Raw genomic sequence first — 13,077 nt, forward strand, 5'->3', positions numbered from 1 at the left:
TCCGGCAAAGCATTTGAACCGCATTGAAGGGCTATTGCTTGCGGTAGCGAGACGGTGATGTTGGATCTTGTCGGGTTTTGAAGCGGCGGTGGACCCACAAATACTGCTCTGGATAACGTCTCACATTGGCTTCAATCAACTTGTTGATACGCGTGGTATCAACCACTTCATCACCGCTTGGAAAATCTTCAAGTGGCGCTTGCACCTCCAATATGTAGCCTGAACCATCGGGCTTACGATACTGAAAAAACGGTAATAACCTCGCTTTCCCAAGAGAGACCATTGGTCCGGCTGCTGGCGTGGTGGCGGTATCTTCAACGCCAAAAAACGGGACGAAAATACAGCGTTTACGGCCTAAATCTTGATCTGGGGCGTACCAAACGGCGGTGCCATTTTTGAGCGCTTTAAAGGCTGAACGAATGTTATTGCGGTTGAGCATTTCGGCCCCCGTCTGGCTCCGGCCTCGGTACTGAAAGTATTCCATCACGGCATTTTTATTTGGCCGATAGATCCCGCCAGCATGATGGTCCATCGCAAAGCGGCGGCAACCAATTTCTAAGCTCATCATATGACAAGCCAGCATCACCACGCCTTGGCCTTGTTGTTGAATCTGGGTGAAGTGATGTTCGCCTCGAATTTCAGTAATGCGGCGCATTCGTTTATCGGACCAAAACCAGGCAATGCCCGTTTCCATTAAGGCGGCACCGGCTTCACGTAGGTTTTGCTTGAGCATGACGCGTCGCTGGCGCTCGGTCAGTTCAGGAAAGCACAGCGCAATGTTGGTTGCAGCAATGTGACGGCGACGACGTAAAAGCAAGCTGGCCAGTGATCCAATGCCATAGCCAAAGTTAATAATCCACCGAAACGGTAACTGCACAATTAGCCACAACAAGCCATAGCCTAACCATACAGGCCAGTACTTTGGGTACAACATAAACCATTGAAAATCGCCGGGGGTTTTATCTGTCATGGCTCTCAAAAAGACTTGCCGCAAAAGGCGCTATTCTAGCTAATACCAATCGTCATGGATAGTTGCCAACTCAGACCTTGTGTTAGACTGTGCGCCACTTAATTTTCCTTACAGCTCAAACCGGTATTGCTATGAAATTAACCTTGCCCGATTACTCCACTGCTCAGGTAGTTGTTGCTGGAGACTTAATGTTAGACCGTTATTGGCAAGGGCCAACCAGTCGCATTAGTCCAGAGGCGCCTGTTCCGGTTGTGAAGGTTGAGCAGTTTGACGATCGGCCGGGTGGCGCTGCCAACGTAGCGCTTAATTTGGCGGCACTAAAAGTAGGTACTTGCTTACTGGGAATGACAGGTAAAGACGAAGCATCAGAGGCGTTAACTAAGGCGTTAACTGGGGTTGGCGTGACCACTGACTTTCAGCAAGTCGATACGTTACCGACCATTACCAAGCTTCGCGTGATGAGCCGTCATCAACAGCTCATTCGCTTGGATTTTGAAGACAGCTTTGCCGCTATTGATGCAGCCCCGATGACCGCAAGTTATAACAAGGCGTTGGCGCAGGCAAAAGTTGTTGTGTTGTCTGATTATGCCAAAGGCGCGTTGACCAATGTTGCCGAATTAATTGCTTTAGCGCGAGCACAAGACTTGATTGTATTGGTTGATCCGAAAGGCTCTGACTTCGAGAAATACCGCGGCGCTACCTTAATGACGCCAAACTTGAGTGAATTCGAGGCGGTGGTTGGGCGTTGTGAATCTGAAGCCGATTTGGTCAATAAAGCCCATCAGCTACGGCAAGATTTAGAACTAGAAGCGCTGCTTGTCACTCGTGGCGAAAATGGCATGACCTTAATCACCGCTGATCAAGATGAATTGCATCTACCAGCGATGGTGAAGGAAGTGTTCGATGTTACCGGTGCCGGAGATACGGTGATTTCGGTATTGGCGGCATCGCTAGCGGCTGGCACGTCAATGGCGCAATCCTGCGCCCTGGCAAATGTAGCTGCCGGTATTGTGGTGGCGAAATTGGGAACTTCTACGGTTTCTCAAATGGAGCTTGCACAAGCTATTGCCGAACAATCTGAATCCGGTTTTGGTGTGGTCAGCGAGCAACAGTTGAGTTTTGCGGTGGCACAAGCGAAAGCTCGTGGTGAACGCATTGTAATGACCAATGGCTGCTTCGATATTTTGCATGCAGGCCACGTGTCTTACTTGGCGGCGGCGAGAGCTTTGGGCGATCGACTGATTGTGGCCGTGAATGATGATGCTTCTGTCACTCGTTTGAAAGGTGAAGGTCGTCCGGTCAATCCGCTGGAACGACGAATGGCCGTTTTAGCTGCATTGGGAGCTGTCGATTGGGTGGTGCCATTTGGTGAAGATACGCCGGCGCGCGTGATTGGTGAAATATTGCCTGATAGCTTAGTGAAAGGTGGTGATTACAAGCCTGATGAAATTGCTGGTGCCGATGCGGTTTGGGCGAATGGCGGTGATGTGCAGGTGTTGAACTTTGAAGATGGTTGCTCTACGAGCAAAATTATTGAGCAGATAAAGAGTCAATAAAAACAAACTTCTAAAACTACTCGCTATTGCCAGCCGGTGTGGCTGGCAATTAGCTGAGTCGTGTTTAGTCTTTTAAATTAAGACTTTGTGCTGACAACTTCAGCACTCACATCTTTGTACTTACGAGAGAAAGATGCGATTGCACGACCATTACAAATGACGTTGCGAGTTTCGTATTTGCTCAGACCTAATTCTTTACCAACTTTATCAGCGCCTTGCATGCCATCTTTCACAGCAGCAACACAAACTTGAGTTTCGACTTGATCATTAGCAGCAACAAATTTCAAAGAAGTAGAAGCGAAAGTTGGAGCAGCAGCGAACAAAGCAACAGTAGCGGCAATAGCAGTAACAGTTTTCATAATTAACCTCAGCAATATTAATCGATTGAACGAAACAAGTTTTTAATGTTTTGGTTGGTGATGTCTGTGCTCACCAATTGATGATTATTGTGATGTGGATCACATAAGTCGTCAAGGTGTTTTTGTGATATAAATCACATAAAGTTTCATGTTATTGAAATTAAAGGGTTTATTTCAATTTTTTTGTTTGTTTAGTGTTGATGTTGTGAATTTGACGTGCGTTGAATGTAAAAAATCGCGGATTGTTGATGAGTTGGCGGCATTTGTATGGGCTGTTAAATGCTCTAGCTAAAAAACAAAAAAGCCGGTCATTAAGACCGGCTGTTTAATGCGAGATATTGTGACCTTTGATTAGCTTGGGCGTGTTAGACCATTGTTAATCAATACAATGTCTTGCTCCGACAAGTTGCCGGCTGCAAATTTAAGCTGTAGGACACTTAGAATGTAGTTGTAACGAGCACTTGATAGCTGACTTTTGGCATCGAATAAGTTTCGAGTGGAGTCCAATACGTCAACGATTGTACGCGTACCAACCTCAAAGCCTGCTTCGGTTGCTTGTAATGAGCTTTCACGCGAAATAACGGTTTGTTCAAAAGCTTTTACTGCGCTAATCGATGCTTTTACGTTGTTATAGGCGTTAATCACACCGCGCATTACGCCGCGATATGTTTCGTTGAGTTGCTCACTGGCTTCAACATAGTTGGCACGAGCAACGCGCGTGCTTGCTGATGTGGCGCCACCGGAATAAATCGGCAAATCCATTTGGATGCCAATGACGTTGTCGGTGTAGTGGCTGTATGAAGCAGAAGCGGCAACACTCGGATCATCATAATCGTTGTCAGAGGTGTTGAGCTGCGCAAACAATGAGAAAGTTGGCCAGTGACCAGACTGAGCTAGCTCAATGTCTTGCATGGCAATATCAACGCCTAGTTGGCTGATGATCAAATTCAAGTTTTGATTGGTCGCCAAATTCTGCCAGTCAGCCGACTGTTTTGGCTCAGGTTGTACCGGGCTGAATCGTTTTGTATTCAGCACGTTCAAATCTTTGTGGTACATACCCGTAATTTCGCGCAGACCTTCGTAACTGTTCTCCAAATCGTTCAGAGCGACAATTTCATCGGCAACGGACTGGTCATATTCAGCTTGAGCTTCATGCACATCGGTAATTGCTGTCAGGCCTACCGCAAAGCGTTGTTTGGTTTGCTCAAGTTGGCGAGCAATTGCTTTTTTAGTGGCCTGTACAAACTCAAGTTGGTCGCCAGCACTAAGTACATCGAAGTAAGCTGTGCTCACTCGCAACATTAAATCTTGTAGCGCGGCTTGATAACTGGTTTCTGCTTGACTGGCGACTTTATCGGAGCGATCCAAGTTCACCCAGTTCGAGCGATCATAAATGCTCTGAGACAAGCTCAACGTCGCATTTTGATTGTCTACCTCACGAGCATCTCGATTACTGCTTTGGCTGTAAAATTCGGCTGATAATGCGATTTGAGGCAGCAAAGCCGCCATGCTAACACCCGTGGCTTCCATGGCTGCATCTCTTGAGGCGATTGCTTGCCGTAAGGCCGGATCTTTCTCAAGTGCTTTTTGATAAATTTGGTGAAGATCATCAGCGAGTGTGGCGGCGCTGCTAACGGCAAGGGCAATTCCGATGCTCAATGCGCGAAGTGTCTTAGTCATTGGTGTAATCCCATTCCTGATACTGAACTGGTACAAGAGGCTGTTCAACGCTAATGTTGCTGAAAAACTCAGTAACATTAATGTTCAACAGCCGCCCGTTGATAGTGTATATGATTTTGCACGTTTATTATGAACTTATTCCGTAATCTTCCAATTGAAAAAATGTAAATTTCTGTTGGTAACACCAATGCTTAGCTAAGGACTCTTGATGACTAAAGGCGACAGCGTCAGCCCCTGCGAACAAAGCTTTACGGCATCCGATGTCGAAATTGTGTCCACCGACTTGGCCTATAACGGCTTCTTCCAGCTGAAAAAATACCAATTGCGCCACCGATTATTTGCCGGCGGTTGGTCATCGGTCATGACTCGTGAATTATTTGAGCGAGGCCATGCCGTGGTGTTACTGCCATACGATCCAAAACTCGATCAAGTTGTTATGGTAGAACAATTTCGGCTCGGCGCACTTGAGACATCATCAAACCCTTGGTTGCTTGAATTGGTTGCGGGGATGATTGAACCCGGAGAAACGGCTGAAGACGTTGCAAGGCGCGAGTCAATTGAAGAAGCCGGTTTAACGGTCGGCCAAGTTGAATTTATCTGCAGTTATTTACCGAGTGCGGGTGGTTGTAGCGAGCGCATTAGCTTATATGTCGGGGCCATCGATAGTCGCAACGCCGGTGGAATACACGGCTTAGACTACGAACACGAAGACATCAAAGTGCATTGCTATTCACGGCAACAAGCTTTAAAACTGCTGGAAGATGGAAAAATTGACAATGCTGCCAGCATTATCGGGTTACAATGGTTGGCAATGAATCATCAACGCATTCGGGATTTGTGGCTTAGTTCAAATGGCTAGATTTGGTGTTGGTACATCACAGCGCGGTGCGAAACGCTATGTTCCTAACTTAACGGAACTGCACGCCTGTTGTGCCCGCAACTATGCCAGTTTGTTGAAGCTCGTCAATGGATTAGCCGGTGAAGCCACCATGACGTTTAGTCAAGCCGGTGAAAGTCTATGCCTGACCGTTGAAGATCAAGCACCATACACCACCACGATGTTGTTAACTCAGCACCGACAGGGTATGCCAGATTATTTAGCACCCACTATGCAAGTGCGTTTGTACCATGATGCACAGATGGCAGAAGTGTTAAGTTGTCAGCAGATCTGTGGGGTTCGTGCACGCTATGATTATCCTAATGTTCGGATGCATCAGCGTGACGAAAAAATGCAGCTGAATCAATTTCTTGCCGAGTGGTTGAGCTTTTGTCTTGACCACGGTGTTGGTGCAAATAACGAATTACATAAAAAATTGATTAATTGGTAACAAATTGAATACACAGGACTATCTGACTTTACAAGCGTCAGAAGCTGGGCCTCTGCGCATTCTACAAATCACGGATACTCACTTATTTGGTGATCCGGCAAAAGAGCTCCTTGGGGTGAATACCCGAGATAGTTTTGAGGCGGTGCTAAAAAGTGTTAAAGCTGACAACCAAGCTTTTGACTTGGTTGTGGTTACCGGCGACATTTCTCAGGATGACAGCCCCGCTTCGTATCAGGTTTTTGCCGAAGCCATCGCCACCTTGGCTAAGCCAATTGTTTGGCTTCCCGGCAACCATGATGACGGCTTAATTATGCCGGACTTGCTCAGCGCAGAGCCGCTTTCAAGCGTTGATCGGGTGCTCACCGAGCATTGGCAGTTGCTGATGTTGAACTCGCAAGTTCGCGGTTTCACATTCGGCGAACTGGCGCAGCAGCAGTTGGATTTTGTGTCCGAGTCGCTGACTGAATACCCCGATCGTTATACCTTGGTTTTTGTCCATCATAATCCGGTACCGATGGGCTGCCGCTGGCTCGACCAACATCGCATGAAAAATGGCGAGTCGTTACTGTCACTACTTAGCGCTGCGCCTAATGCTCGCGGTGTGGTGTGGGGCCATGTTCATCAAGACTGGCAGCAAAATCGTGACCATTTACACTTGATCGCGACACCATCAACCTGCATTCAGTTTAAGCCTCGCTCCGAGCAATTTGCGCTCGATAAACGTCCGCCGGGGTATCGCTATCTGACGTTAAATCCAGATGGCCAATTACTGACTGAGTTGAAACGCTTGCCGGATGATGCGTTTGTTCCAGATCTGCGAGCGCAGGGTTATTAATTGGCTTTGAACCTGTTTTATATCCACGGCTTTATGAGTTCAGAGCAGTCTCATAAAGCCCAAGTTACGGGTCGCTATTTAGCGCAGCACCACCCCAATGTGATTTACCAAGTCCCGCGCTTGGCTGATGAGCCAGAAGCCGCAATCGCACAGTTACGTCAATTGATCGAAGCAGCCATGCCTGAGCCGGTGGCTGTTATTGGTTCGTCGCTGGGCGGATTTTATAGCCACTTTTTGGCTGAACATTATCCTCTCAAAGCGGTATTGATTAATCCGGCCGTTGCGCCTTACCGGTTGCTAAAAGATTATCAGGGGCCGCAAACCAACCCTTACACTGGGAATAAGTTTGAGCTTGGCGAGCAGCAAATGACTCAGCTAAAAAATATTGAGCAAACGGTACAGCAACCGGAGCGAGTTCAAGTTTGGCTCGAAACTTCAGATGAAGTGCTCGACTATCAGCAAGCCGCAGATTACTTTGTCGGGTGTGATGTGAGAATCCGCCAAGGTGGAGACCACAGTTACCAGCATTTTGAACAAGATTTAGCCAGCATGCTGGCGTTTCTCATGGGTTAGCTCAAGTAGTCTTCGCTAAGAGCACTACCACAGTTGACATCCCTACAGCCTTTTTGAACTATTAGGCATCCTTTTTTTAACAAAGCGTCTTATGTCTGAGCAATACACGTCCGATGCCATTGAGGTACTTAGTGGTTTAGATCCGGTAAAACGCCGCCCCGGCATGTATACCGAGACCACTCGCCCAAACCATTTGGGACAGGAAGTCATTGATAACAGTGTCGATGAAGCGTTGGCCGGCCATGCCAGTAAGATTGAAGTCATTTTGCATGACGATCAATCGCTGGAGATTATTGACGATGGTCGCGGCATGCCGGTCGATATCCATCCCGAGCATGGTGTTTCCGGCATTGAGCTAATTCTCAGTAAGCTGCATGCGGGTGGTAAATTCTCGAATAAGAATTACCAGTTCTCAGGCGGTTTGCACGGGGTTGGTATTTCGGTCGTAAACGCCCTGACCAAACGTCTTGAGGTCTTGGTTAAGCGTGACGGTAAAGTGCATGAAATTGCCTTTGAACAAGGCGAAAAAGTGCAAGAGCTAACGGTCACCGGCACGGTTGGTAAACGCAATACCGGTACTCGCGTTCGCTTCTGGCCAGAGCCAAGTTATTTCGATTCAGCTAACTTCTCGGACACGCGCCTACGTCATGTGCTCAAAGCCAAAGCGGTGCTATGCCCAGGCTTGCAGATTAAATACGTTAATAAAGACAAAGACGAAACCCATGAATGGTGTTATCAGGACGGTTTGAAAGACTACCTGATAGATTCAGTTAAAGAATTCATCATGTTGCCGGAGGCACCGTTCATTGGTGCCATGGCGGCCAACAACGAAGCTGTTGATTGGGCCGTGTTGTGGTTACCCGAAGGTGGTGATGGTCCGCAAGAAAGTTACGTTAACTTGATTCCAACGGCGCAAGGCGGCACGCACGTTAATGGTTTCCGCAATGGTTTACTGGAAGCCATGCGCGAATTTTGTGAATTCCGCAATATCTTGCCGCGTGGTGTCAAATTAACGCCCGATGATATCTGGCTTCGTTGCACCTATATCTTGTCAGTGAAGATGCAAGATCCGCAATTTGCTGGGCAAACCAAAGAGCGCCTCTCGTCGCGCCAGTGCTCGGCGTTTGTTTCCGGCGTTGTGAAAGACGCATTCAGCCTTTGGCTCAATGAACATGTTGATTTTGCCGAAGCGCTGGCGGAAATGTGTATTTCCAATGCTCAAAAGCGCATGCGCTCGCGCGCCAAAGTGGTTCGTAAAAAAGTCACTTCGGGCCCCGCATTGCCGGGTAAGCTAACTGATTGCTCGAGCGATGACCCAATGCGCGGCGAATTATTCTTAGTGGAAGGTGATTCTGCTGGTGGTTCGGCCAAGCAAGCACGTGATCGCGAGTTTCAAGCCATCATGCCGCTGCGCGGAAAAATTTTGAATACTTGGGAAGTGGAATCTGAACAGATTTTAGCTTCGCAGGAAGTGCACGACATTGCCATTGCGCTTGGCATTGATCCAAACTCCGTCGACTTAAGTGGGTTGCGATACGGCAAAATTTGTATCCTAGCCGATGCCGATTCCGACGGATTGCACATTGCCACCTTGCTATGCGCGCTGTTTATGCGGCATTTCAAATCATTGGTGGAGCAGGGCCATGTGTACGTTGCCATGCCACCGCTTTATCGTATTGATATCGGTAAAGATGTTTATTACGCGTTGGATGAATCAGAGCGTGAAGGCATCTTAGATCGCATTGCCGCCGAGAAGAAAAGGGGCAAAGTGAATGTGCAGCGCTTCAAAGGCTTGGGTGAAATGAACCCGCTACAGCTGCGCGAAACAACTATGGATCCGAATACCCGTCGTTTAGTGCAGTTAACAATTGATGAGCTGCAATACACAGAAGAGCTGATGGACATGCTGTTAGCGAAAAAGCGCTCGGGTGATCGTAAAGAATGGTTAGAAACCAAAGGCAACCTAGCCAGTATCGACTAACCGAAGAATAAGATGGGGTGGTGATTTCAGTGTTGTTGCTGGCACCACAACCTAATAATAAGCTAACGACGAAATACAACTATGACTGATGATGCAGCCGACCTAAGTCTGGAAGGCGTCGAACGATTGCCACTGCACAGCTTTACTGAGCAGGCTTACCTGAATTACTCCATGTACGTCATCATGGATCGCGCTTTGCCGCATATTGGTGACGGCCTCAAGCCCGTGCAACGGCGCATTGTTTACGCCATGTCCGAACTGGGCTTGTCGGCTGCGGCTAAATACAAAAAGTCAGCTCGTACCGTCGGTGACGTACTGGGTAAGTATCATCCGCATGGCGATAGCGCTTGTTATGAAGCCATGGTGTTAATGGCGCAGCCATTTTCCTATCGCTACCCGTTGGTCGATGGTCAGGGCAACTGGGGTGCGCCGGATGATCCAAAATCATTCGCCGCGATGCGTTACACCGAGTCGAAATTAACTCGCTTTAGTGAAGTACTGTTAGGTGAACTAGGGCAGGGGACTGTTGATTGGGTCCCAAACTTTGACGGCACGATGAAGGAGCCGTCGGTATTACCTGCACGTTTGCCGCATATTCTGCTCAACGGCGTAACGGGTATTGCGGTCGGCATGGCAACCGATATTCCACCGCATAACGTGCGTGAATTGGTCGCGGCTTGTGTTCATCTGCTGGACAATCCCAAAGCCACCGTTGAAGAACTGATGACGTTTGTGCAAGGGCCAGATTACCCCACCGAAGCTGAAATCATCACGCCTAAACAAGACTTATTGTCGATTTACGAAAAAGGCCGAGGCAGTGTCCGCATGCGTGCGGTATGGAGCCGTGAAGATGGCGACATAGTGATTACAGCCCTGCCGCATCAAGCATCAGGCGGCAAAGTCTTAGAGCAAATTGCCGGTCAAATGCAGGCCAAAAAGCTGAGTATGGTGGCCGATCTGCGTGACGAATCTGATCACGAAAACCCGACCCGCTTGGTGATTATTCCGCGCTCTAATCGAGTTGATTGTGAGCAGCTGATGCAGCACTTATTTGCCTCGACCGACTTAGAGAAAACCTACCGGGTTAACGTCAATATGTTAGGGCTTGATGGCCGCCCTCAAGTTAAGGCTCTCAACAAATTACTAAACGAGTGGTTGGTGTATCGCAAAGACACCATCGTTCGTCGATTGCAGTACCGCCTTGATAAAGTGCTCGATCGCTTGCATGTATTGGAAGGCCTGTTAGTTGCGTTCCTCAACATCGATGAAGTGATTCAAATCATTCGCACCGAAGAAGACGCCAAGGCAGCATTAATTGCCCGCTTCGGCATTTCTGAGCGGCAAGCAGAAGCGATTTTAGATCTCAAATTGCGCCACTTGGCCAAGCTTGAAGAAATGAAGATTCGCGGCGAACAGTCCGAGCTGGATGCCGAGCGCCAGAAGCTTGAGCAATTGTTGTCATCCGATCGTCGTTTAAAAACACTAATGAAAAAAGAGCTGCAAGCGGATGCAGAAAAATATGGTGATGATCGCCGTAGCCCGATTGTCGAACGCTCTGAAGCCAAGGCCCTCACCGAAAAAGACTTATTACCCTCGGAAGCCATTACCGTTGTGTTGTCGCAAAAGGGCTGGGCACGTGCCGCGAAAGGCCATCACATTGACGCCCAGAACCTAAGCTACAAATCAGGAGATGCTTATCAGGGCAGCGCTGAAGGGCGCAGTAATCAGCCAGCAGTGTTTCTTGATTCCTCTGGCCGTAGTTTCTCAACTGACGCTCATACGTTACCGTCTGCTCGCTCGCAGGGGGAACCCATGACCGGCCGGTTCAGTTTGGTTGCCGGCGAGACCCTCGATTATGTATTGATGGGGACTGACGATCAGAAGTACCTAATTAGCTCTGATGCGGGTTATGGCTTCGTTTGTAAATATGAAAATCTACTGAGCCGACAGAAAGCTGGTAAGGCATTACTCAACAAACCCGCTGGCGCCAAAGTGTTTGAACCTAAGCTGGTGCCTTCGGATGATGTCTTGGTAGTGACAGTAACAACCGAAGGGCGCATGTTGGTATTTCCAATTGATCAATTACCGGAACTAGGTAAAGGCAAAGGCAACAAGATCATTCAGGTACCGCCTGCACGTGTTCAAAGCCGCGAAGAATACGTTAAGCAAATTGCCTTGGTACCACCGGGATTATCGGTGGTGCTAAAAGCGGGTAAACGTAAACTGACGCTAAAACCATCAGATTTAGAGCACTACAAAGGTGATCGCGGACGCCGCGGTAACAAACTACCGCGAGGCTTGCAGCGGGTTGAAGAAATCCTCATAGAACAGCCTGAAGTTGCAGAGGCGCCAACCACCGAATCGGATGGCGATTAACGATTAAACTGCCAGTGGAAACTAAATCAGCCAGCAGTTTTGCTGGCTGATTTGTGTCGGCTCTTGTGATGACAGTGGACTGTCGAAGTTGAGCGGCTATACTGCCGCGACTGATTTGCTGAGGCATGTTTATGCTATACCTGATTCGAGTTGTACTGAGTGTAGGTTTATTGCTCGTGGCTGCATTGCCCTTGCTGCTGCTGTGCTTGGCTCGACCGTTTCATAGAAATGCCGTCTACTGGGTTTCTCGGCCATTCATGTGGCTCAGCCCATTGCTTGGATTTCGCATTAAACTGAGCGGCAAGCAACACCTTGACGATCTGGGCCCTTGCGTCTTGGTATGTAATCACCAAAGTACGTTAGATCTGGTTGTCTGCCCCGCGCCAATGCCCCGAAATACCGTCACCATTGGCAAAAAGAGCCTAGTCTGGCTACCCGTTTTCGGCTTGTTTTACTGGCTGAGCGGCAACATCTTAATTGACCGAAAACACTCGGGTCGGGCGAACGATACCTTGCGTCAAGCCGCCAACGAGATGGCATCAAAACAGCTCAGCGTGTGGATGTTTCCAGAAGGCACTCGCAGCTATGGTCGAGGCTTATTGCCGTTCAAGACGGGCGCTTTTCGCTTAGCCAAATTGGCCAAGGTTCCGATTGTGCCGGTGTGCGTGGCCGATACCGCGGCGTTAGTGAAGCTAGGGCGCTTCAACAATGGCCAAGTGCCAGTAAAAATTTTGCCACCACGATTATTAACTAAAGATGATGATGTGCGTCAGGTTGCTGACGAGCTTCACCAAACAATGACTGCTACAATTGCCGAGCTCACTGAGCAGGCTAAACGCAGCGCTTAAACCGACTAACTGTCAAAGGATCATCATGGATCAAGAACTCGAATCCCTCAAAGAATTCAATCGCGAAATTCGCCAAGCATTGATTGACGATGGCAGCGACCCAGATGGTTTGTATGTGATTGAACACCACTTTTCAGCCGAAGACTTTTCGGTGCTAGAGACGGCCGCCATGGCTGCGTTTAAAGCGGGCTTTGAAGTGACCGATGCCGAACAGATTGAAGATGACGAAGGCCAAAGTGTCTTTAGTTTTGATTTGGTCACTGAGCAGCCACTGGAACTACAAGTGCTCGATGATGAATGCGAAGCCATGCTAGCTAATGCTGAAAAATGGGGCATCTATTACGATGGCTGGGGCACCTATTTTGTGGATCCCGACGCCGCCGAAGAACAAATTGTTCACGACGAAGAATAACCTTTTGTGACTGGCTCGTGAGCGCGAGCCAGTCCTTCGCTGCACTCTCTTCTTAGCCCTATTCATGGGTTAACACTCGTCATGCTTTTGCCATATTTCGTCGTTATCCTAACGAAGGACTTCATTCAGCGATACGGCTGTTTGACCGTTAGGGATATG

At 48.5% G+C, this 13,077-nt stretch carries 12 protein-coding genes; 9 read left to right on the plus strand and 3 right to left on the minus strand.

What is annotated here, in order from left to right; all coding sequences use genetic code 11:
* Positions 1 to 31: 31 nt before the first annotated feature.
* Positions 32 to 970 carry an LpxL/LpxP family Kdo(2)-lipid IV(A) lauroyl/palmitoleoyl acyltransferase gene (gene lpxL, locus K0504_RS01540; RefSeq protein ID WP_220102372.1) on the minus strand — a complete coding sequence of 313 codons (939 nt, stop codon included), beginning with the start codon at positions 968 to 970 and terminating at the stop codon, positions 32 to 34.
* Between the two features lie 131 nt (positions 971 to 1,101).
* Between lpxL and hldE the strand changes: the two genes are divergently transcribed.
* On the plus strand, positions 1,102 to 2,526 hold the full coding sequence (gene hldE / locus K0504_RS01545; RefSeq protein ID WP_220102373.1) for a bifunctional D-glycero-beta-D-manno-heptose-7-phosphate kinase/D-glycero-beta-D-manno-heptose 1-phosphate adenylyltransferase HldE: 1,425 nt from the start codon (positions 1,102 to 1,104) through the stop codon (positions 2,524 to 2,526).
* A 77-nt stretch (positions 2,527 to 2,603) separates the two neighbouring features.
* Here the strand turns inward: hldE and K0504_RS01550 are convergent, their stop codons facing one another.
* Both K0504_RS01550 and tolC read right to left on the minus strand, forming a co-directional pair.
* A complete protein-coding gene (locus K0504_RS01550; RefSeq protein WP_220102374.1) occupies positions 2,604 to 2,885 on the minus strand; it encodes a hypothetical protein in 282 nt (93 codons plus the stop codon).
* Positions 2,886 to 3,236: 351 nt separating this feature from the next.
* Positions 3,237 to 4,565, minus strand: coding sequence for an outer membrane channel protein TolC (gene tolC / locus K0504_RS01555; protein WP_220102375.1), 1,329 nt, complete (start codon positions 4,563 to 4,565; stop codon positions 3,237 to 3,239).
* Between the two features lie 208 nt (positions 4,566 to 4,773).
* Between tolC and nudF the strand changes: the two genes are divergently transcribed.
* From nudF to rraB, 8 genes are all read left to right on the plus strand, one after another.
* Complete coding sequence (nudF, locus tag K0504_RS01560; RefSeq protein ID WP_220102376.1) at positions 4,774 to 5,424, plus strand: ADP-ribose diphosphatase; 651 nt, start codon at positions 4,774 to 4,776, stop codon at positions 5,422 to 5,424.
* Positions 5,417 to 5,893 (plus strand): DUF1249 domain-containing protein, encoded by a 477-nt coding sequence (locus tag K0504_RS01565; RefSeq protein ID WP_220102377.1) that lies wholly within the window; start codon positions 5,417 to 5,419, stop codon positions 5,891 to 5,893. The genes nudF and K0504_RS01565 overlap by 8 nt, the downstream gene beginning before the upstream one ends.
* A 4-nt stretch (positions 5,894 to 5,897) precedes the next feature.
* Positions 5,898 to 6,728, plus strand: a complete 831-nt coding sequence (cpdA, locus tag K0504_RS01570) for a 3',5'-cyclic-AMP phosphodiesterase (protein WP_220102378.1) — start codon at positions 5,898 to 5,900, stop codon at positions 6,726 to 6,728.
* Positions 6,729 to 7,301 carry a YqiA/YcfP family alpha/beta fold hydrolase gene (locus K0504_RS01575; protein WP_220102379.1) on the plus strand — a complete coding sequence of 191 codons (573 nt, stop codon included), beginning with the start codon at positions 6,729 to 6,731 and terminating at the stop codon, positions 7,299 to 7,301.
* Positions 7,302 to 7,392: 91 nt separating this feature from the next.
* Entirely contained in the window at positions 7,393 to 9,282 is a 1,890-nt protein-coding gene (parE, locus tag K0504_RS01580; RefSeq protein WP_220102380.1) for a DNA topoisomerase IV subunit B, read from the plus strand.
* An 81-nt stretch (positions 9,283 to 9,363) separates the two neighbouring features.
* A complete protein-coding gene (parC, locus tag K0504_RS01585; RefSeq protein ID WP_220102381.1) occupies positions 9,364 to 11,658 on the plus strand; it encodes a DNA topoisomerase IV subunit A in 2,295 nt (764 codons plus the stop codon).
* A 131-nt stretch (positions 11,659 to 11,789) separates the two neighbouring features.
* Positions 11,790 to 12,506: a lysophospholipid acyltransferase family protein gene (locus K0504_RS01590; protein WP_220102382.1), complete on the plus strand. Its 717-nt coding sequence runs from the start codon at positions 11,790 to 11,792 to the stop codon at positions 12,504 to 12,506.
* 25 nt (positions 12,507 to 12,531) lie between these two features.
* Positions 12,532 to 12,918 (plus strand): ribonuclease E inhibitor RraB, encoded by a 387-nt coding sequence (rraB, locus tag K0504_RS01595; RefSeq protein WP_220102383.1) that lies wholly within the window; start codon positions 12,532 to 12,534, stop codon positions 12,916 to 12,918.
* Positions 12,919 to 13,077 lie beyond the last annotated feature (159 nt).

This window comes from Neiella holothuriorum (genome assembly GCF_019457915.1).
Lineage (GTDB): Bacteria > Pseudomonadota > Gammaproteobacteria > Enterobacterales > Neiellaceae > Neiella > Neiella holothuriorum.